The following is a 20,027-nucleotide window of genomic DNA, read 5'->3' as shown; positions in this document are numbered from 1 at the left end:
GTGGTCTACTCGGGTCACACCTCGTGCCGGCGGACGTCCTGTCCGCTGTTCCCACTTCGCCACCCTGGAGTCCGCCCATGCGCCACCCCGCATTCCGCCTCACGCTGCTGGCCTCGACTGTCGCGCTCGCCCTCGCCGCGCAGGCCGCGCCGTCCGCCGCCGACCGCATCGCCGGAACCGAACTGATCGCGCGCGACGCGCTGTTCGGCAATCCCGAACGCGCCAACGTGCAGATCAGCCCCGACGGCAAGTACCTCAGCTGGGTCGCCGCCGTCGATGGCGTGCTCAACGTCTGGGTCGCCCCGGCCGACAACCCGTCGCAGGCCAGGGCCGTCACCCAGGACAAGGCGCGCGGCATCCGCAGCTACTTCTGGTCCTACCACCCCGACACGCTGCTGTACCTGCGCGACAGCGGCGGCGACGAGGACTTCCATCTGTATGCCGTGGACCTGAAGACCGGTCAGGCGAAGGACCTGACACCGTTCCCGAAGACCACCGCCCAGGTCGCCGGCGTCAGCCCCAAGCACCCCGGCACGATCCTGGTCGGCATGAACGACCGCGACGCCCAGTGGCACGACATCTACAAGGTCGATCTGGCCAGCGGCAACCGCACGCTGCTGGAGAAGAACGACGCGCAGATCGCCGGCTACATCGCCGACGCCGACTACACCCTCAAGTACGCGCAGCGCTCGCGCCCGGACGGCGGCGCCGATGTGCTGCGGCGCGGCGCCAACGGGGCGTGGGAGAAGTTCGACGACATCCCGTTCGAGGACGTGCTGACCACCAGTCCAGGCGGCCTGACGCTGGACGGCAAGACGCTGTACTTCACCGATTCGCGCGGCCGCAACACGGCGGCGCTGTTCGCGATCGACGTGGCCAGCGGCAAGCGCACGCTGGTGCTGGAAGACACGCGCGCCGACGTCGGCGGCACACTGGCCGACCCGGCAACGGGCAAGGTGCAGGCCGTGTCGGTGGACTACCTGCGCGATGAGTGGAAGGTGCTCGACCCCGCGATCCGGGCCGATCTGGAGAAGCTGGAGGCGATCGGGCCGGGCGATGTTTCCGTCAACACGCGCACGCTGGACGACAAGACCTGGATCGTCGCGTACTCGGCGGCCGAAGCGCCGCTGGTCTACTACCGCTACGACCGCGGCACCGGCACGCTCACCAAGCTCTTTTCCGCGCGACCGAAGCTGGAAGGCAAGCCGCTGGTCCCGCAGTGGCCGGTGGAGATCGCCTCGCGCGACAACAAGACGCTGGTCAGCTACCTGACCCTGCCGCGCAGCGCCGACGCGAACAGCGACGGCAAGGCCGAAACGCCCGTCCCGCTGGTGCTGCTGGTCCACGGCGGCCCATGGGCGCGCGATTCCTATGGCTACGGCAGTTACAACCAGTGGCTGGCCAACCGCGGCTATGCGGTGCTGTCGGTCAACTTCCGCGGCTCCACCGGCTTCGGCAAGGACTTCACCAACGCCGGCAACGGCGAGTGGGCCGGCAAGATGCACGACGACCTGATCGATGCCGTGCAGTGGGCGGTCAAGCAGGGCGTCACCACCCAGGACCAGGTGGCGATCATGGGTGGCAGCTACGGCGGCTACGCCACGCTGACCGGCCTGACCTTCACGCCGGATGCCTTCGCCTGCGGCGTGGACATTGTCGGCCCGTCCAACCTCAACACCCTGCTGAGCACGGTGCCGCCGTACTGGGCCAGCTTCTTCGAGCAGCTGGCCAAGCGCATGGGCGATCCGCGCACCGACGCGGGCAAGAAGTGGCTGACCGAACGCTCACCGCTGACCCGTGCCGACCAGATCAAGAAGCCGCTGCTGATCGGCCAGGGCGCGAACGACCCGCGCGTGAAGCAGGCCGAGAGCGACCAGATCGTGAAGGCGATGCAGGCCAAGAACATCCCGGTGACCTACGTGCTGTTCCCCGACGAAGGCCACGGCTTCGCCCGGCCGGAGAACAACAAGGCGTTCAACGCGGTGACCGAGGGCTTCCTGGCCCAGTGCCTGGGCGGTCGCGCCGAACCGATCGGCAAGGACTTCACCGGTTCGAGCATCAGCGTGCCGGTCGGCGCGGATGGCGTGCCCGGGCTGGCCGAGGCACTGAAGGGGCATACGCAGGAGGTGAAGAAGTAAGCGCGCACCTTCTTCCCGCAACGTTGAAAGAAGAAACGCCGGCGAAAGCCGGCGTTTCCTTTGCTGCATCCTTGTGGGCAGCGGTCAGGCCGCCTTTTCCTTTTCGTAGAACTGCTCTTCCTCGGTCGAGCCCTTCAGCGCGGTGACGCTGGAGCTGCCGCCCTGGATGACGGTGGTGACGTCGTCGAAGTAGCCCGCACCTACTTCCTGCTGGTGCGAGACGAAGGTGTAGCCCTTCTCGCGTGCGGCGAATTCCGGCTCCTGCACCTGTTCGACATAGTGCTTCATGCCCTCGCCGCGCGCGTAGTCGTGGGCGAACTTGAAGGTGTTGAACCAGTTGATGTGGATGCCGGCCAGGGTGATGAACTGGTACTTGTAGCCCAGCGCGGACAGCTCGTCCTGGAAGCGGGCGATCTGCGCATCGTCCAGATTCTTCTTCCAGTTGAAGCTGGGCGAGCAGTTGTACGACAGCAGCTTGCCCGGATGCTTGGCATGCACCGCCTGGGCGAACTCGCGGGCGAAGCCGATGTCCGGCGTGCCGGTTTCGCACCACACCAGGTCGGCGTACGGCGCGTAGGCGACGCCGCGGCTGATCGCCTGCTCCAGGCCGTTCTTGACCCGGTAGAAGCCTTCCGCCGTGCGCTGGCCGGTGACGAAGGGCTGGTCGTTGGCGTCGAAGTCGGACGTCAGCAGGTTGGCGGCTTCGGCGTCGGTGCGGGCCAGCACGATGGTCGGCACGCCCAGCACGTCGGCGGCCAGGCGCGCGGCCTGCAGCTTCTGCACCGCTTCCTGGGTGGGCACCAGCACCTTGCCGCCCATGTGGCCGCACTTCTTCACCGCGGCCAGCTGGTCTTCGAAGTGCACGCCCGCCGCGCCGGCGATGATCATGTTCTTCATCAGCTCGTAGGCGTTCAGCACGCCGCCGAACCCGGCCTCGCCATCGGCGACGATGGGCAGGAAGAAGTCGATGGCGTCGGCTTCGTTCGCCGAGCCGTCGCAGATGGCCTTCCACTGGATCTCGTCGGCGCGCTGGAAGGTGTTGTTGATGCGGCGGACCATCGTCGGCACCGAGTCGTAGGCGTACAGCGACTGGTCGGGATACATGGTCTCGGACGTGTTGCCGTCGGCGGCGACCTGCCAGCCGGACAGATACACGGCTTCCAAGCCGGCCTTGGCCTGCTGCATCGCCTGGCCGGCGCTGATCGCGCCGAACGCGTTGACGTAGCCCTTCTTCGCCTCGCCGTTGACGAGCTTCCACAGCTTCTCCGCGCCACGGCGGGCCAGGGTGTACTCCGGCTGCAGGCTGCCGCGCAGGCGGACGACATCCGCGGCGGCGTAGTCGCGCTTGATGCCGGTCCAGCGCGGGTTGCTGTCCCAGTCCTTCTGGATGGCGTCGATCTGCTGTTGCTTGGTGCTCATGGCGATACTCCGTGATGGGGGTACTTCAGTTCGGTGCGGATGACATCGGAATACGTGATGGGGAGGGCTCTACCAATCCCGATTCCCCATTCCCGACTCCCGGCTTTCGATCAGTCGATGCGGTCGTACGCGGGCAGGGTCAGGAAGTCGGCCAGCTCGTCGGCGCGGCTCAGCGCGTCGAGCAGGGCGATGGCTTCGGAGATGCGCTCCCCGCCCGGCAGCCGGCTGTGGTCGCCCAGCTTCGCGGGCAGCGCGGCCAGCGTGCGCTGCAGCAGGGCATAGTCGATCTGGGTGCCGTCGCACAGGTGCACGTCGGGCGTGTGCAGCCACTGCCAGATCTGGGCGCGCGAGATCTCGGCGGTGGCGGCGTCCTCCATCAGCCAGTGGATGGGCACGCAGCCGTTGCCGTCCAGCCACGCGGCCAAGTAGCGCACGCAGACCTCCACGTTGCCCTCGAAGCCGGCGCGGGTGATGGTGCCGGTGGACGGACGGATCAGGTCGTCGCGGGTAACCGTCACGTCCTCGCGCAGCACCCCGCGCTGGTTGGGCTGCGGCATGTGCTCATCGAAAATCGCCTTCGCCACCGGGATCAGCGCCGGATGCGCCACCCAGGTGCCATCGTGGCCGGCGGTGACTTCACGCAGCTTGTCGGCGCGCACGCGGGCCAGCGCCTGTTCGTTGGCGGCTTCGTCGTTGTTGATCGGGATCTGCGCGGCCATGCCGCCCATCGCGTGCGCACCGCGCCGGTGGCAGGTCTGGATCAGCAGTTCCGAATACGCTTTCAGGAACGGCTGCGTCATCGTCACCTGGCCGCGCTCGGGCAGCACCTTGTCGGCGTGGCGACGGAAGGTCTTCAGGTAGGAAAAGATGTAATCCCAGCGGCCGCAGTTCAGGCCCACGATGCGCTCGCGCAGCGCGTGCAGGATCTCGTGCATCTCGAACACCGCCGGCAGCGTCTCGATCAGCACCGTGACCTTCATCTGCCCGTGCGGCAGGCCCAGCGCCGCCTCGATGTGCGACAGCGCGATTTCCCACAGCGCGGCCTCTTCCATGCTCTGCAGCTTGGGCAGGTAGAAGTACGGGCCGCGGTCGCGGGCCTGGAGCGCACGGGCGTTGTGCCAGGCGAACACCGCGATGTCGAACAGCCCGCCGGCGATCGGCGCGCCATCGATCAGCACGTGCTTCTCATCCAGGTGCCAGCCGCGCGGGCGGACCAGCAGCACCGCCTGCTCATCCTGCGGCTTCAGCGCGTACTGCTTGCCGTTCTCGGCGGTGAACGCCAGGTCACCCTGCACGGCGCCGATCAACGCACGCTGGCCGGTCAGCAGGTTCTGCCAGGTCGGCGAGGTGGAATCCTCAAAATCGGCCATGAACACCTTCGCGCCGGAGTTCAGTGCGTTGATGACCATCTTCGGGTCGACCGGTCCGGTGATCTCCACCCGGCGGTCCTGCAGGGCCGTCGGCACCGGGGCCACGGTCCAGTCGCCTTCGCGGATGGCACGGGTGTCCTCGCGGAAGTCGGGCAGGCCGCCGGCATCGAAGAAGGCCTGGCGCTCGCGGCGCGCGGCCAGCCGGACCTGGCGCGCGGGCTCGATCGCACGATGCAGCGAGACCAGCAGCGCCAGCGCGCCCGGGGGCAGCAGGGCGTCCTGCCCCACCAGGTTGGTGGTCAGGGCGATGCCGGGGGTGGGCCGATCGGCACGGGCGTCGCGCGGCGGCAGGGCGAAAGCGGTAGCGGACATGGGGAACTCCTGGCGTCTTGCTGGACTGGCACAGTGCTCCCTGCTTCAATTATTTGACAAAACAGTTTTGTCAATGCATTAAATAAGTCCTGCTTATACCTTGTTAGATCGTGAGCTCTAAAGAAGCGCCAACTCCGCGATTTCCCTACAAATCCGATCGGCTCAAGCCCCTGCGGGCGTTCTGCCAGACGGTGCGCCTGGGGTCGGTGTCGCGCGCTGCGGAGGCGCTTTTCGTCAGCCAGCCCGCCATCACCCTGCAGTTGCAGGCGCTGGAACGGGAGCTGGGGGTCAGCCTGTTCGAGCGCAGCGGGCGCCGGCTGGCACCCAGCCGGGAAGGCGAAGTGTTGTATGAACTGGCCCAGCCGCTGGTGGCGGGACTGGACGGGCTGGACGCGACCTTCCGCGAGAAGGTCAGCGGACTGGAGGCCGGCGAACTGAACGTGGCCGCCAACAGTTCCACCATCCTGTACCTGCTGCCGAAGATCGTGGAGCACTTCCGCCAGCAGCACCCCGAGGTGAAGTTGACCCTGCACAACGCCGCCAGCGCCGATGGCACGGATCTGCTGCGCTCGGATGCCGTGGACCTGGCAGTGGGCTCGGTGCTGGACGTGCCGGCCGACCTCAGCTACGCGCCGGTCTACCGTTTCGAACCGATGCTGATCACACCGCCGGACCATCCGCTGGCGAAGAAGCGCGACCTGCGCCTGGAGGATCTTTCGCCCTACGGCCTGATCCTGCCGCCCAAGCGGCTGGTCACCTACCGACTGGTGGACCTGGTGTTCCAGCAGGCGCGCGTGCCCTACACCGTCGCGCTGGAGGTGGGCGGCTGGGAAGTCATCAAGCAGTACGTCAGCATGGGCATGGGCATCTCCGTCATCGCCTCCATCTGCCTGACCGAGAGCGACCGCGACCGCCTGACCGCGCGCTCGCTGAGCCAGTGGTTCCCCTCGCGCAGCTACGGCGTGGTGGTGCGCAAGGGCAAGTTCCTCTCGCCGCAGGCGCGCGCCTTCATCGAACTGATCCAGCCCCACCTGTTCGAGCGCCGCGATTACGATGAGAGCGGACATTCCGAGCGCTGACGCCACGCCACGATGAGCGGCCGCTATCGACAACACGCCTTCGCGCCCGGCCGCTCGCTGCTGTGTCGTTGGGAATATGTGCAGGGAACGGAGGCAAGTCCCGCGCTCGTGCTGCCCGACGCTTGCGTCGACCTGCTGTGGGATGGCGAGCGCCTGCGCATCGCCGGGCCCGACACCCGCGCGCAGTACGCCCGGATCGCGCCGGGTCGCCGGATAAGCGGCCTACGGTTCGCGCCTGGCGCGGCAACGCGCTGGCTGGGTGTTCCGTTGCATGTCCTTGCCGACCAGCGTGTGGACCTGCGCGATCTCGGCATCGCGCGCTTGGCGACGCAGACCGACCGGATGGCGGAGCGCGACGCCGACGCGATGGCATGGCTCGCCGATCGGATCCTGCTCGACGCGCCGGCACGTGACGCCGCGATGCAGGCGGTGCATGCGCGACTTTCATGCGTGCAGCCCGCCTCGGTCGCGCAGCTCGCGCGCGATCTCGGCATCACCGAGCGCACCCTGCTGCGCCGGTGCGACGAGGCGTTCGGCTATGGACCGAAGCTGCTCGCGCGCATCCTGCGGCTGCAACGCTTCCTGCGACGGTGTCACCACCACGCCAACCTGCTGGAGGCCGCCCTCGACGCGGGCTATTACGACGCCGCCCAACTCGCTGGCGACACGCGACGCCTCACCGGCCTGACGCCGACGCAACTGGTGGCGCAGGTCGCCCGCTGACTGTCCGATTTCGCCAAGACACGCCGCTCGGACTTCGCCAGACTGGCGGCTTCTCTCACCGGGACCCCGCCATGAGCACCGCCGAACAACACCACCGCATCGACTACCTCGAATTCAACGTCGCCTCCATCGCCGCCTCGAAAGCCTTCTATGGCGGCGCGTTCGGCTGGACGTTCCAGGACTACGGCCCCGACTACTGCGAATTCCGCGACGGGCGTCTGACAGGGGGATTCGCCCACGGCGCGGCGCAGCCGGGCGGCGCCCTGGTGGTGCTGTATTCGACAGCGTTGGAAGACAGCCTGGCGCAGGTGGAGCAAGCCGGAGGCCGCATCACCAAGCCGATCTTCGCCTTTCCCGGCGGACGGCGCTTCCAGTTCACCGACCCCGATGGCTACGAACTGGCCGTGTGGTCGGCGACCTGAATCAGCGCGTCTCGTAACGCGCCAGCAGCGCGCGGTGGCCTGAGCGCCACTGCGCGAGTCTGGCAGGCGAGCCCTCGAACGTGCTGTCGAGAAAGGCCAGCGACAGCGATTCGGTGGCCCGCTTCACGTCCTCGCTGACTTCGCGCGAATCGAAATAGCGGTGGTCGGTGAACACATTGTGGGTGCCGTGCCGGTAGACCGCCAGCACCTTGCGCGTACCCCCCGTGGCGTTGAACACCTTCAGGCGGTCGTCCACGCCCGAGCCGAAGCCGGGGATGCGGATGATGTCGTCGGCGGTGGTCACGTGCAGGGTGGGAATGGTGATGCCGGACAGGATCGGCCGGAAGTCCTCGTCGCCGTAGAACGGCGGCGCGGAGATCACGATCGCGGCGCGGATGCGCGGGGCGCGCAACTGGATCGCCCGGCCCTGGCGCACGACACGTGCGCCGGCCGACATCAGGGTGGTGTTGGCGCCGTAGGAATGGCCGGCGGCGACGATGCGCGCGCGGTCGATGCGCGCGCCCCAGTCGCCCGCCAGCACGCGATCCAGGGCGAAGCGCTGGTCGCGGACGCGATCGATGGCTTCGGCGTCGCCCGCCGCGTGCTGGAAGCGGGATACCAAGGTGAAGGGATTGCCTTCCCACAGCGTGCGGTCGCTGCCGACATGCTGGACGTGGAGGCTGGCTATTCCATGGCGCGCCCAGTAGCGCCCCAGGTAGGTGTAGCCATCGCGTGCGCTGCCGATGCCATGCGAGAACACCACCAGCGGCCCGGTACGCGTACGCGCTGCGTCCGGCCAGAACAGCTTGACCGGCACCGCGCGATCGCGCGCCGAGTCGAACCAGTCCAGGTCCTGCACGCGGTAACCGGCGCGAAGGCCCGGGTCCACGTCGCCGCCGGCGGGCGCGTGCGAAGACGCCGCCAGCATCGGAGCCAGCAGCAACAGCGACAGCAGGGCCACCACGCGGTGGCGATGGAGGAAGGCGGCAACGTTCATCGGCAACACATCACGAAAGGAAGGCCACGCGCCTGGGCGACGCACGGACGACATGCGCACGCGGATCGCGGCGCCTATTTTTTCTTCGGGCGTCCGGCCTTCACCGGCGCCAGGGCATCCAGCGCCCGGGCGAGCGCCTGCGGCGACAACCCGGCCAGCGCGTGCAGGCCCGCGCGCAGCAACTCGCTTTTCTTGGCCGGCCGCTGCACCTGCAGGGCACGGCCCTTCAGTACACCGACCAGGGCGAAGTCATCGGCCGGCATGGTGAAACTGTCGCGCACGAGTTTCGCCGGTCGGTCATCGGCGCTGGCGGGCGTGGCCGTTCCGGTCGCTTCACGCGCTTTGCGGGACTTGGCCATGCCGACTCCAGAAATCATATAAACGATTTATACCTTTTCCGACGTCCGCCGCCAAGCCCATGGCCGCCGACGAACGGCCCTCGTTCCTCCCCCCTCGTCCGGCGCCGGAGGCGTCCCGCAGTCGTAGACTGGAGTCCTGCCCCCGTGGGTCCCGCCGATGAGCCACCGTGTTGCGTCCCTGCGCACGGGCGAGCGTGCCGCCCTGCTCGCCGCCGAGGAGGCGTGCGCGCTGGCCACGGCGCTGGCCGTCGCACCGCACGATCCGACCGGCGTGCACGAAGCGCGCAAGAGCCTGCGCCGGCTGCGCTCGCTGCTCGCGCTGGTGCGCGACGCGCTGGGCAAAGAGGCGGTGGACGCGATCGACGACGAACTGCGGGCCATGACCCGCGACCTGTCCGCCCTGCGCGACGGGCAGGTGGTGCAGGATGTGGCGCGCCTTCTGGCACGCGAAGCCACCGAGCCCGCTGAACGGGAGAACTGGCAGGCCCTGCTGCCGGCACTGGCGGGGCGCCACGAGCAGATGCTGGCCGCAGCCTTGTGCGAGGACCCGGGTTTCATGCGCCGCCAGGCCCAGGCCCACCACCAGGCCGAGCAGCTGCGACAACTGCCGTGGCAGCGGCTGAAAGCCCGCGACCTGCGCCACGCCCTGGCGCGCTCGGAGCGGCGCCAGGCACGCGCGCAGGCGACGGCGATGGCCAGCGGCCAGGTGGACGACCTGCACGACTGGCGACGCAAGTCGCGCCGCCTGCGCATGCAGCTGTCGGCCTTGCGCAAGCTGCAAGTGGCGCCGCGTGGCAAGGCCGCGCGACTGCCACCGCGGTTCATCAGCCAACTGGTCGACCAGTTGGGCGCCCTGCAGGACCTGGTCCTGCTGCATCGCGCGCTGGAGGCGCTCGAACCTGCGCACGCGCGAGCGAAACGGGTCGCGCCGCGATCGCGCGTGCGCACCGCATCACCGATCCAGCCACTGGCGTAATTGCGTTTACCGCGTCGTCGACGGCACGGTAACCCTCGTCAAGAACGACCCCCTGGGGCCGATACTGACGCATGAGGCCCTTCCCGCGGCGGTAAAACGCCTGGCGCACCGCGACACCTCGATCCGACGGGCTTGGCACGAAGCCTGCATGCCTTCATTGGTCCACCCCACGGGGCGGATCGCCTCTCACGCAGGAGTACTCCCCGCAGGTGGACGCCACCTCCACGATCGCCGGCGACACGCCCTCACGGCGCCTGTCCTCTCCGCGCGCGCGGATGCCGCCGCTGGCGTGGGCGGCGGGCGTGCTGCTGCTGGGCCTGTCGAGCACCGCGGTGGTGGCCCATCGCGAGTGGCGCGACCTGCAGGAACGCGCCGAGGAAGCGAGGCGCGAACTGGCCGACGCGGGGGCCGCGCGCCTACGGGTGCCGCTGGAGCAGGCGGCCCTGATGCTGCGCGCCATGCAGACCGTGTTCCTGGCCAACGACCAGATGGACCAGGCGCGCTTCAGCCAGTACCACGCCAGCCTGCGCAGCCCGCTGTCCCCGGCCGCCTACACCTCGGTGGCGTTCGCGCGCCGCTCGCCCGCAGGCGAGCCGCTGGCCGATCAGGTGTCCTACCGCTACGAATTCGTCGCCCCCTACAAAGCCAACACGTCGCTGATCGGCTTCAACATGGTGACGCAGAAGGCCAACCTGGCCGCCCTGCTGCGCGCGCGCGATACCGACACCGTGGTCATTTCCGCGCCGTTCGCGCTGCAGCAGTCGGTACCCAGCGGGCAGAACCCGCTGGGCGTCACCCTGCGCTTGCCGGTGTACTCCGACGGTCCCACCCCGACTACGCCCAACCAGCGGCGCGCCCGCGAGATCGGCGCGCTGGCCATCGGCATCCGCCTGCAGCCGCTGGTGGAATCGGCCCTGTCGGGCCCGGTGCTGGACGGCTTCCGCGTGCGCATCTACGACGCCACCGCCGGCGCGCACCCGTTCTACGATTCCGCCGCGCCCGCAGCCGCCGGCATCCCCATGCAACAGCGTCGCCTGGACATCGGCGGCCGGCAGTGGCGCATCGAGATGCTTCCGCGCCCGCAACCGCTGGAGCTGGGGCGGCTGCAGGCCCTGCTGGCCGGGGGCGGCACCATCAGCCTGCTGCTGGCCGCGCTGGCGTGGTCGCTGGCCAGCACCCGGCGACGGGCCGAGTCGCTGGGCGAACAGATGAGCCAGCGCTATCGCGAAAGCGAACTGCGCTTCCGCGCCCTCAACGAACTGCTGCCCGCGCTGGTCCTGCTGGCCGATGCGCGCGACGGCCGCATCGTCTACGCCAACCAGGCGGCGCGCCTGCGCCTGGGCGACCCGACCGGACTGCCGCTGTCGGCGCTGTTCTCCGATCCGCAGCTGCAGCACCGCGCCCGCGACGCCGACACCATCGGCAACGACTGGGGCAACCTGGAAGCCGTGCTGCTCAGCCCCGGCGGCGAAGCCTTCTGGGCCAGCGCCTCGATCGCGCACGTCGACATGGAGGGACGGGCGCACCTGCTGATGGTCGCCACGGACATCTCCGAACAGCGCGAGCTGACCGAACGCCGCAGCTACCAGGCGACCCCCGACGCGCTGACCGAGCTGGGCAACCGCCGCGAGTTCGAGCGTCGCGTCGAGGAAGCCCTCAGCGAGCGCAAGGGCCGCGTGGCGTGCGATCCCTGCGCACTGCTGTACATCGACCTGGACCAGTTCAAGCTGATCAACGACGTGTCCGGCCACCTGGCCGGCGACCCGCTGCTGGCGCAGCTGGCGCTGGCCATGCGACAGCAGCTGCGCGGTGGCGACGTGCTGGCGCGCCTGGGCGGCGACGAATTCGGCCTGATGGCCTTCCACGTGGATGCCGAGGGCGCGCGCGCGCTGGCCGAACGCCTGCGCGAGTGCATCGAGGCGCTGATGTTCGTCTGGCAGGACCGCACCTACACCGTCAGCGCCAGCATCGGCGTGGTGGTGGTGGACCAACAGGAGCCCACGCTTAAGGACCTGCTGGCCTGGGCGGACACCGCGTGCTACCTGGCCAAGGAGAACGGCCGCAACCGCGTGCACGTGTACCGCCAGGACAACGAGACCACCCGGCGTCAGGGCGAGATGGAATGGGCCAGCCGGCTGCGCTGGGCCGTCGAACAGGACCGCCTGCTGCTGGACTATCAGGAGATCGTGCCGCTGGATGGCGGCGACACCGCCACCAGCATCGAACTGCTGCTGCGGCTGCGCGACGAGGACGGTGGCGTGGTGCTGCCCGGCGCCTTCCTGCCTGCGGCCGAGCGCTACGGGCTGATGCCCGCCATCGATCGCTGGGTGATCCGCAATGCACTGGCGCATTTCGGCCAGCTGCACGGGAGCGGCCTACGCCTGGGCACGTGTGCGATCAACCTGTCCGGCGCGAGCATCGAGGACGAGGGCCTGGCGGACTTCATCCTGGCGCGCATCACCGAGTACGCGGTGCCGGCGCACCGGCTGTGCTTCGAGATCACCGAGACGGTGGCCGTGCGCAACCTGCTGAAGGTGGTCGGCGTGATCGAGCGCCTGCGCCGCGCCGGCTGCCGCATCGCGCTGGACGACTTCGGCGCCGGCATGTCGTCCTTCGGCTATCTGAAGAACCTGCCGGTGGACCTGATCAAGATCGATGGCAGTTTCATCCGCGACCTGGAAACCGATCCGATGAGCCGCACCATCGTCAGCGCCATCGCCCAGATCGGCCACCAGCGCGGCCTGAAGGTGGTGGCCGAATGGGTCGCCAGTCCGAAGATCTGCGATGCGCTGCGTTCGCTGGGCGTGGACTACGGCCAGGGTTTCGCGCTGCATCGCCCGGAGCGGGTGCTGTTCCAGCGCGAACAGCCTCCCCCGCGCCGGCTGGCCGCGGTGCGCTGACGGCCGCGCGCGCCGCGCCGTTCAGCGCGCGGGCGTCTCCACGGCCCGCGGCCGCACGTGCTCCAGCAGGCTGACCAGCACCTTGCCCGGCTCCTCCCACGGGATCATGTGTGCGGAGTGCTCGAACCACACGCCCTGCTTGTAGGGCGCCCGCACCTTCGCCAGCCAGGCCGCAGTGGGTTCCGAGGGCGTGGTGTAGTCGTGCCGGCCCATGAACATCACCACCGGGATGGGGAACGTCTCCACGGCGTCGAAATCGACCTGCAGGAATTCGTCCAGCAGGCGCCCCAGCGTGAACACACTGCCCGCGTTGATCGCGCAGCGCGCGGCATCGTCGTAGTCCGGCGACAGGCGCGGCCCCCGGTAGAAGTAGTCCGAACTGTCGCGGTAGGCGGTCAGCCCGCCATAGTGCTGCGGCCATTTGCGCGCGATGACGATGCGCTCGCGGGTGATCGGCTGGTCGCCCGGATACGGCGCGATGGCCTCCATCTCCCGTACCGCCTCCGCGTTGCCCTTCTCGCGTGCGGTACGCAGGCCGTAGTCGAAGCTGACCTGCTCGTTGGTCCGCACGTTGATCACCTGGCCGATGCCTACATAGGCGTGGAACAGGTCCGGCCGCTGCAGTGCCGCGTGCATCGCCACCACGGTGCCCCAGCTGTGCGCCATCAGCACCAGCTTGCGCTTGTGGTAGCGCGTGCGCAGGTATTCGGCCAGCGCGATGGCATCGTCGACATAGCGCTGGATGTGCAGGGTATCGGCGACCGCGTCGCGGTCGTTGAGCAGCAGCGTCCGGCCGGCGCCGCGCTGGTCGTAGTTGACGACCGTGAAGTACTCCTCCAGCGGGCGCTGGAACTGCCACAGCGTGGGAATGATCGGCGAGGCCGGGCCGCCGTGGACGAACAGCACCATCGGGTTGTCGCGGTCCTGTCCGCGCACGTTCACCCACTGGCGGATGCCGCCGATCTCCACCGCGTACGCCTCCTGCACGCCGGTCGGCGCGGTGATGCGGCCAAGATCGGCGATGATCTCGCGTGCCGGCGCGTAAGCCGAACGGTCCGGGCAGCTCTCGTGCGCCTGCGCGCCCAGCGGCAGCCAGGCGAGCAGGAAGGCGGCGAATGCGTGTTTCATCCTCATCTCCATCCGGGGTACGACGGCATTGTCGGCCAGGCCCGGCGGCGGCGACCGTGTCGTTCGTCCCTGTCGGCGATCAGAGATGAGCCACCCACTGGCGCAGCCGGCCTGCAGGGCGGCTTGATGCGCCTCCACGTCCGCGGGGCGACGGAAGGCCAGCGTCGCCCTATCGGCGCCCAGCCACGTCAGCAGTCCCGTCGGATCGGCGATCGCGCCCGCCGGCAGCACGCGCCGGCCCGCGCCCAGGTGCAGCACCAGCAGCACGCTGTCCGGCCTCCTCAACTGCATCGTGGCGAAATGGCGGCCGTCGAGGTGGAAGCTGGGTGCGTTCCACTTGATGTCCTCGCCGATGCGCGGATCCGGGGCGCGGATCGCGGTGCGCAGTCGCTGGAGCGTGGCATCCTGCGGATGCGCCAGTGCGGCGAGGAAGGCGTCGACATCGGCGGGCGCGGCGGACTTCTTCGCCGGCATCGGCATTCCCTGGGTTAGGACGCCCGCGGATCGGCGCCGAGGCGACGGTACAGCGTGCTGCGGCTGATGCCCAGTTGGCGTGCCGCCTGGGCGATGTTGCCGCCGCAGGCCTCCACCGCCGCACGCATGCTGGACAGCGTGATCGCATCCAGGTCGCCCGCCGCTGCCACCGTCTCTGGCCGCGATGGCATCGCTGACGGCAACCGCGCGCGCAGGTAGGCCGGCAAGGCGTCCACGCCGATCTCGCTGCCCGGTTCGCTCAACGCCACCAGCGTGCGCAGGCTGGCCACCAGCTGGCGCAGGTTGCCCGGCCAGTCGTAACGGACCAGGGCGTCGTGGGCCGCGTCGGACAGGCGACGTCCCTGTCCGATCCGCGCCCACAGCGTGCGCACCCGCGCATCGCGCCCGTCCGACGCCCGCAGCGTCGGCAGCGCGACGATGTGGTGGGAGATGCGGTAGTACAGGTCCGCGCGGAAGCGTCCCTCCGCCACCGCATCCTCCAGATGCCGGTGGGTGGCGCAGACCAGGGCGAAATCCAGCTTCACCGGCTTGCCGCCGCCCAGCGGCGACAGCTCGCGGTCCTGCAGTACCCGCAGCAGGCGCGGCTGCAGCGCCATCGGCATGTCGCCGATCTCGTCGAGGAACAGCACGCCGCCCTCGGCCTGGCGCAACAGCCCGGTGCTGCCCTCCTTGCGTGCGCCGGTGAAGGCGCCACTCTCGTAACCGAACAGTTCCGCTTCGATCAGCCCCTCCGGCAGTGCCGCGCAGTTGACCGCGACGAAGGGCTTGCCCGCGCGTGCACAGCGACGATGCAACTCGCGCGAGAACACTTCCTTGCCCGTGCCGGTCTCGCCCAGCACCAGCACCGGGATGCCGGCATCGAGAACGCGACGCGCGCGTTCGAGATCCGCCACCTGCGCGTCGTCGAACAGCGGCGCGTCCGCATCCAGGGCCGACGTCGCCGGGGACACGGTGATCGGCGTGGCCGCGCGTGCCCGCCGCGCGCGCGTGGGTTCGTCCACGTGGCCGTAGAGCACCCGCCCATTGCGGTCGTGCAGCGCCCCGTCGTCGCGCAGGCGCGAGACCGCGCCGTCGAACAGCGCGTCGTACGACGCGCGTCCCAGGTCGGTGCGTTCCAGGCCGAACAGCGCCAGGCCCACGCGGTTGGCGGCGATCAGGCGCCCGTTGCGGAACGCCAGCAGCCCTTCGCGCGCGGTGCCCAGCAGTGCGCGTTGGCTGTGCACGCGCAGCAGGTCCGCATCGGCGATGCCTTCGTCGAAGTAGCGGTGCTCGATGTGCGCCACCGCCAGCTGCGACAGGCCCAGCGCATGCACCTGCGCCACCGACGCGTCGCCGGAGATGTCCAGCACGCCGACCATGCGTCCGTAGGGATCGAAGATGGGCGAAGCCGCGCAGTTGAGGATGCGGTGCGGGGCCGCGTAATGCTCGCCGCCGCGCACTTCCACCGCGCGGCCGTCGGCGATGGCGGTACCGATGGCGTTGGTGCCCACGCGGGCCTCGCTCCAGCAGGCGCCCGGCATCAACGCCACGCGACCGGCCTTGTCCAGAAAAGCCGCGCTGCCCTCGGCATCCAGGATCCAGCCCTCGGCATCGGTGAGGATCGCGATGCTGCCGGTGTTGGCCGCATCGGCGGCCAGCATCTCCACCTCCGCCCGCGCCAGCCGCCACAGGCGCTCGTGCTGCTCGCGCATGGCGCGCAGGCGCGGGGCGTCGATGGGCTCGATCGCGGGCCGGGCATTCGCGGCAAGGCCCAGGCCGCGGCAGCGGCGCCACGACTGCAGGATCGCACCGGGCACCTGGCCCACCGGCGTGCGCCCAGCTTCGAAGAATGCGCGCCGCGCCTCGACGATCGGATCGCCGCCCTGGAAGTCCTGTGCACGTGCCATCGCCCTGACCCTGCAGGCGATGTGTCGCATTTTGCGACAGCCCGACCGCCCGCTGTCCCGATACACACCACAGCCCGCGACACCGCGCAATCCCCTCTCATGCTGCAACGCGGCAGCCACGGCACGCCATCCTTTTCGTCACCGGCGTTCTCGCCATGGCGCACCGCAGCACATCTCGTTGGCATGCGGCCTGCGTCGGAGGGTCGCACCCGCACCGGGTCCATCTTTCCACGGAGCCACCGATGAACGCAGTCGCCACCCCCCGCCCGCAGGCCGTCGATCCTTCCGCCCTCTTCAAGCGGCGCTACGCCAACTACATCGGCGGGCAATGGGTCGAGCCGCGCTCGGGCCAGTACTTCGACAACCTCACTCCTGTGACCGGCAAGGTCTTCACCCAGGTGCCGCGCTCGAACGCGGAGGACATCGAACTTGCGCTGGACGCCGCGCATGCGGCGAAGGACGCCTGGGGCAAGGCCTCCACCACCGAGCGCGCCAACGTGCTGCTGAGGATCGCCGACCGCATCGAGCAGAACCTGGACCTGCTGGCGCACGCCGAGACCTGGGACAACGGCAAGCCGATCCGCGAGACGCTCAATGCCGACATTCCGCTGTGCGCGGACCATTTCCGCTACTTCGCCAGCGCCATCCGCACGCAGGAAGGCAGCATCGGCGAGATCGACGGCGACACCATCGCCTACCACTTCCACGAGCCGCTGGGCGTGGTGGGCCAGATCATCCCGTGGAACTTCCCGCTGCTGATGGCCTGCTGGAAGCTGGCACCCGCGCTGGCCGCCGGCAACTGCGTGGTGCTGAAGCCGGCCGAACAGACGCCGGCGTCGATCCTGGTGCTGCTGGAAGTGATCGGCGACCTGTTGCCGCCGGGCGTGCTGAACGTGGTCAACGGCTTCGGCCTGGAAGCGGGCAAGCCGCTGGCCAGCAGCCCGCGCATCGCCAAGATCGCCTTCACCGGCGAGACCACCACCGGCCGCCTGATCATGCAGTACGCCAGCCAGAACCTGATCCCGGTGACGCTGGAACTGGGCGGCAAGTCGCCCAACATCTTCTTCGCCGACGTGATGGCCGAGGACGACGACTTCCTGGACAAGGCAGTGGAGGGCTTCGTGCTGTTCGCCTTCAACCAGGGCGAGGTGTGCACCTGTCCCTCGCGCGCGCTGGTGCAGGAGTCGATCTATGACCGCTTCATGGAAAAGGTGCTCGCCCGCGTCGCCGCGATCAGGCAGGGCAATCCGCTGGACCCCAACACGATGGTCGGGGCGCAGGCTTCGGGCGAACAGCTGGAAAAGATCCTGTCCTACATCGACATCGGCCGGCAGGAAGGCGCCGAGGTGCTGGCCGGCGGCGAACGCAACGCGCTCGACGGCGACCTGGCCGGCGGGTACTACGTGAAGCCGACCGTGTTCAAGGGCCACAACCGGATGCGCATCTTCCAGGAGGAGATCTTCGGGCCGGTGGTGTCGGTGACCACGTTCAAGGACGAAGCCGAGGCGCTGGCCATCGCCAACGACACGCTGTACGGCCTGGGTGCCGGCGTGTGGAGCCGCGACGCAGCGCGCCTGTACCGCATGGGCCGTGCGATCCAGGCCGGCCGCGTGTGGACCAACTGCTACCACGCCTATCCCGCGCATGCGGCGTTCGGCGGCTACAAGCAGTCGGGCATCGGCCGCGAGAACCACAAGATGATGCTGGACCACTACCAGCAGACCAAGAACCTGCTGGTCAGCTATTCGCCCAAGGCGCTCGGCTTTTTCTGACGCTTGCGAAGCGGCGCCGTCCGACGGGCGGCGCTGCGCGTGCGCGTGGGATTGATCGGAATCAACGTGCCCGGCGCGCCATCCACGTAGGTTGGCGGCCTGTCGGGCCACTATCGGAGCAGCAGATGGACAGCACCATGAAGGCCGCCGTCGTGCGGGAATTCGGCAAGCCGCTGGTAATCGAGGAAGTGCCGGTGCCACGCCCCGCGGCCGGCGACATCCTGGTCAAGATCGAAGCCTGTGGCGTGTGCCACACCGACCTGCACGCCGCCGAGGGCGACTGGCCGGTGAAGCCCAATCCTCCCTTCATCCCCGGCCACGAAGGCGTCGGCCATGTGGTGGCCGTCGGTGCCGGCGTCCGCCACGTAAAGGAAGGCGACCGCGTGGGCGTGCCGTGGCTGTACTCGGCCTGCGGCTACTGCGAGCACTGCCTGGGCGGCTGGGAGACGCTGTGCGAGACGCAGCAGAACACCGGCTATTCGGTCAACGGCGGCTTCGCCGAGTATGCGCTGGCCAACGCCGGCTACGTGGGCCACCTGCCGGACAACGTGGGCTTCGTCGAGATCGCGCCGGTGCTGTGCGCGGGCGTGACGGTCTACAAGGGCCTGAAGGTCACCGACACCCAGCCAGGCGATTGGGTGGTGATTTCCGGCATCGGCGGACTGGGCCACATGGCCGTGCAGTACGCGAAGGCGATGGGCCTGAACGTGGCGGCGGTGGACGTGGACGACGCGAAGCTGGCGCTCGCGCGCCGCCTGGGCGCCACCGTCACCGTCAACGCCCGGACCACCGACCCGGTGGCGTACCTGAAGAAGGAAATCGGCGGCGCTCACGGCGCCCTGGTCACCGCGGTATCGCCGAAAGCGTTCGAGCAGGCCATCGGCATGGTCCGCCGCGGCGGCACGGTGTCGCTCAACGGCCTGCCACCGGGGCAGTTCCCGCTGGACATCTTCGGCATGGTGCTCAATGGCATCACCGTGCGCGGTTCCATCGTCGGCACGCGCCTGGACCTGCAGGAATCGCTGGCCTTCGCGGCGATGGGCAAGGTGGCCGCGACGGTGGCGACCGACCGGCTGGAGAACATCAACGATGTGTTCGCGCGCATGCACGCCGGCACCATCGAAGGCCGCATCGTGCTGGACTTCGCCGCCTGACGGCCCCCGGATGGCACCGCCCGTGACCGACGCATCGCCCCCTGCAGCCACCCCTCCCTTGCAGGTGATCGCGACAGCGCCGGCGTTGCAGCTGATCGACACGCTGCGCAGCCGGCACGGGCCGGTGCTGTTCCACCAGTCCGGCGGCTGCTGCAACGGCTCCTCGCCGATGTGCTTCGCGGTGGGCGACTTCATCGTCGGCGATCGCGACGTGCGCCTGGGCGAGATCGGTGGCGCCGACTTCTACATCAGCGCGCCACAGTTCGCGTACTGGAAGCACACCCAGCTGATCATCGACGTGGTGCCCGGGCGCGGCGGCATGTTCTCGCTGGAGAACGGCGAAGGCGTGCGCTTCCTGGTGCGGTCGCGACTGTTCACCGACGAGGAATTCGCGGCGCTGCGCGCGGCCGGGCGCGTGTGATCAGTGGGAACCTGCGGTTTCGCCCTTTACACGCGCTCCGCCACTGGCCAGCCTCTCTTCCCGGCTGCGGGCCGGCAGTGGCATGACGGGCAGTCCGCGCTGGCGGCACAGGTCGAACGCCGGGTACAGGGCGCGGCGGCCGTTGGCGAAGGCGATGTGCAGGTCGTGCACGCAGGCGTCGCTGTCGAGCTGGACCGTGACGGCTTCACCGCCGCCGGCCAGCCGTTCGCGTCCGTCCTCGGCATCGAAGCCTTCCTGCGGCTGGCGACGCTGGGACGCGGGGACTAGCTGTGTAAACCCACCACGTTGTTCAGTGGGATTCGGGTGATGGGTGGCCTGTAGCCAAGGCTGGCATGTGGTCGATGCCAGTTGTAGTGATGAAGCCAGCCCTGCAGCGCGTGGGCTCGCTGTTCGGA

At 69.1% G+C, this 20,027-nt stretch carries 17 protein-coding genes; 10 read left to right on the top strand and 7 right to left on the bottom strand.

Features of this window, described 5'->3' with window-relative positions:
• Positions 1-77: 77 nt before the first annotated feature.
• Positions 78-2,138: a S9 family peptidase gene (locus CSC76_RS15060; RefSeq protein ID WP_162110816.1), complete on the top strand. Its 2,061-nt coding sequence runs from the start codon at positions 78-80 to the stop codon at positions 2,136-2,138.
• An 84-nt stretch (positions 2,139-2,222) separates the two neighbouring features.
• Here CSC76_RS15060 and aceA read toward each other — a convergent pair whose 3' ends face one another.
• Together aceA and aceB are read right to left on the bottom strand one after the other, a co-directional pair.
• Positions 2,223-3,557 carry an isocitrate lyase gene (gene aceA / locus CSC76_RS15055; protein ID WP_162110815.1) on the bottom strand — a complete coding sequence of 445 codons (1,335 nt, stop codon included), beginning with the start codon at positions 3,555-3,557 and terminating at the stop codon, positions 2,223-2,225.
• Positions 3,558-3,667: 110 nt separating this feature from the next.
• Complete coding sequence (gene aceB / locus CSC76_RS15050; RefSeq protein ID WP_162110814.1) at positions 3,668-5,299, bottom strand: malate synthase A; 1,632 nt, start codon at positions 5,297-5,299, stop codon at positions 3,668-3,670.
• A 110-nt stretch (positions 5,300-5,409) separates the two neighbouring features.
• On the opposite strand from aceB, the gene CSC76_RS15045 reads away from it, so the two are divergent.
• From CSC76_RS15045 to CSC76_RS15035, 3 genes are all read left to right on the top strand, one after another.
• Positions 5,410-6,378: a LysR family transcriptional regulator gene (locus tag CSC76_RS15045; protein ID WP_162110813.1), complete on the top strand. Its 969-nt coding sequence runs from the start codon at positions 5,410-5,412 to the stop codon at positions 6,376-6,378.
• Between the two features lie 12 nt (positions 6,379-6,390).
• The gene (locus CSC76_RS15040; protein WP_162110812.1) at positions 6,391-7,101 is read left to right on the top strand and encodes a helix-turn-helix domain-containing protein; all 711 of its coding nucleotides are present in this window, start codon (positions 6,391-6,393) and stop codon (positions 7,099-7,101) included.
• A gap of 71 nt (positions 7,102-7,172) precedes the next feature.
• Positions 7,173-7,523 carry a VOC family protein gene (locus CSC76_RS15035; RefSeq protein ID WP_162110811.1) on the top strand — a complete coding sequence of 117 codons (351 nt, stop codon included), beginning with the start codon at positions 7,173-7,175 and terminating at the stop codon, positions 7,521-7,523.
• Position 7,524: 1 nt separating this feature from the next.
• Here the strand turns inward: CSC76_RS15035 and CSC76_RS15030 are convergent, their stop codons facing one another.
• On the bottom strand, positions 7,525-8,520 hold the full coding sequence (locus CSC76_RS15030) for an alpha/beta hydrolase family protein (RefSeq protein WP_162110810.1): 996 nt from the start codon (positions 8,518-8,520) through the stop codon (positions 7,525-7,527).
• Between the two features lie 74 nt (positions 8,521-8,594).
• Positions 8,595-8,879, bottom strand: a complete 285-nt coding sequence (locus CSC76_RS15025) for a hypothetical protein (RefSeq protein ID WP_162110809.1) — start codon at positions 8,877-8,879, stop codon at positions 8,595-8,597.
• A 157-nt stretch (positions 8,880-9,036) separates the two neighbouring features.
• On the opposite strand from CSC76_RS15025, the gene CSC76_RS15020 reads away from it, so the two are divergent.
• Positions 9,037-9,855 carry a CHAD domain-containing protein gene (locus CSC76_RS15020; RefSeq protein ID WP_162110808.1) on the top strand — a complete coding sequence of 273 codons (819 nt, stop codon included), beginning with the start codon at positions 9,037-9,039 and terminating at the stop codon, positions 9,853-9,855.
• 209 nt (positions 9,856-10,064) lie between these two features.
• A complete protein-coding gene (locus CSC76_RS15015) occupies positions 10,065-12,755 on the top strand; it encodes a bifunctional diguanylate cyclase/phosphodiesterase (RefSeq protein ID WP_238395001.1) in 2,691 nt (896 codons plus the stop codon).
• 21 nt (positions 12,756-12,776) lie between these two features.
• Here CSC76_RS15015 and CSC76_RS15010 read toward each other — a convergent pair whose 3' ends face one another.
• Positions 12,777-14,357, bottom strand: a complete 1,581-nt coding sequence (locus CSC76_RS15010) for an alpha/beta fold hydrolase (protein ID WP_162110807.1) — start codon at positions 14,355-14,357, stop codon at positions 12,777-12,779.
• Positions 14,358-14,371: 14 nt separating this feature from the next.
• The gene (locus tag CSC76_RS15005; protein WP_162110806.1) at positions 14,372-16,264 is read right to left on the bottom strand and encodes a sigma-54-dependent Fis family transcriptional regulator; all 1,893 of its coding nucleotides are present in this window, start codon (positions 16,262-16,264) and stop codon (positions 14,372-14,374) included.
• A 242-nt stretch (positions 16,265-16,506) separates the two neighbouring features.
• On the opposite strand from CSC76_RS15005, the gene adh reads away from it, so the two are divergent.
• The 4 genes from adh (at position 16,507) to CSC76_RS14985 (ending at position 19,899) form a co-directional block, all read left to right on the top strand.
• Positions 16,507-18,036 (top strand): aldehyde dehydrogenase, encoded by a 1,530-nt coding sequence (adh, locus tag CSC76_RS15000; protein ID WP_162110805.1) that lies wholly within the window; start codon positions 16,507-16,509, stop codon positions 18,034-18,036.
• A gap of 125 nt (positions 18,037-18,161) precedes the next feature.
• Entirely contained in the window at positions 18,162-19,190 is a 1,029-nt protein-coding gene (gene adhP, locus CSC76_RS14995) for an alcohol dehydrogenase AdhP (RefSeq protein ID WP_162110804.1), read from the top strand.
• A 22-nt stretch (positions 19,191-19,212) separates the two neighbouring features.
• Complete coding sequence (locus CSC76_RS14990) at positions 19,213-19,611, top strand: DUF779 domain-containing protein (protein ID WP_238395000.1); 399 nt, start codon at positions 19,213-19,215, stop codon at positions 19,609-19,611.
• A 3-nt stretch (positions 19,612-19,614) separates the two neighbouring features.
• Positions 19,615-19,899 carry a hypothetical protein gene (locus tag CSC76_RS14985; RefSeq protein ID WP_162110802.1) on the top strand — a complete coding sequence of 95 codons (285 nt, stop codon included), beginning with the start codon at positions 19,615-19,617 and terminating at the stop codon, positions 19,897-19,899.
• Here CSC76_RS14985 and CSC76_RS14980 read toward each other — a convergent pair.
• Positions 19,896-20,027, bottom strand: a 132-nt coding sequence (locus CSC76_RS14980; protein WP_162110179.1) for an integrase core domain-containing protein, incomplete at its 5' end; no start/stop codon positions are given. The two genes, CSC76_RS14985 and CSC76_RS14980, sit on opposite strands and share 4 nt — an antisense overlap.

It is taken from the genome of Pseudoxanthomonas mexicana (assembly GCF_010093385.1).
In the GTDB taxonomy this organism is placed as follows: Bacteria; Pseudomonadota; Gammaproteobacteria; order Xanthomonadales; family Xanthomonadaceae; genus Pseudoxanthomonas_A; species Pseudoxanthomonas_A mexicana.
The sequence above is the reverse complement of the archived record's forward strand: the minus strand, read 5'-3'. Positions and strand labels throughout refer to the sequence as shown.

Excerpts from the sequence above, each read along its gene's own strand:
- CSC76_RS15060 (WP_162110816.1), top strand. The coding sequence starts at position 78 with ATGCGCCACCCCGCATTCCGCCTCACGCTGCTGGCCTCGACTGTCGCG.
- aceA (WP_162110815.1), bottom strand. The coding sequence starts at position 3,557 with ATGAGCACCAAGCAACAGCAGATCGACGCCATCCAGAAGGACTGGGAC.
- aceB (WP_162110814.1), bottom strand. The coding sequence starts at position 5,299 with ATGTCCGCTACCGCTTTCGCCCTGCCGCCGCGCGACGCCCGTGCCGAT.
- CSC76_RS15040 (WP_162110812.1), top strand. The coding sequence starts at position 6,391 with ATGAGCGGCCGCTATCGACAACACGCCTTCGCGCCCGGCCGCTCGCTG.
- CSC76_RS15035 (WP_162110811.1), top strand. The coding sequence starts at position 7,173 with ATGAGCACCGCCGAACAACACCACCGCATCGACTACCTCGAATTCAAC.
- CSC76_RS15030 (WP_162110810.1), bottom strand. The coding sequence starts at position 8,520 with ATGAACGTTGCCGCCTTCCTCCATCGCCACCGCGTGGTGGCCCTGCTG.
- CSC76_RS15025 (WP_162110809.1), bottom strand. The coding sequence starts at position 8,879 with ATGGCCAAGTCCCGCAAAGCGCGTGAAGCGACCGGAACGGCCACGCCC.
- CSC76_RS15020 (WP_162110808.1), top strand. The coding sequence starts at position 9,037 with ATGAGCCACCGTGTTGCGTCCCTGCGCACGGGCGAGCGTGCCGCCCTG.
- CSC76_RS15010 (WP_162110807.1), bottom strand. The coding sequence starts at position 14,357 with ATGCCGGCGAAGAAGTCCGCCGCGCCCGCCGATGTCGACGCCTTCCTC.
- CSC76_RS15005 (WP_162110806.1), bottom strand. The coding sequence starts at position 16,264 with ATGGCACGTGCACAGGACTTCCAGGGCGGCGATCCGATCGTCGAGGCG.
- adh (WP_162110805.1), top strand. The coding sequence starts at position 16,507 with ATGAACGCAGTCGCCACCCCCCGCCCGCAGGCCGTCGATCCTTCCGCC.
- adhP (WP_162110804.1), top strand. The coding sequence starts at position 18,162 with ATGGACAGCACCATGAAGGCCGCCGTCGTGCGGGAATTCGGCAAGCCG.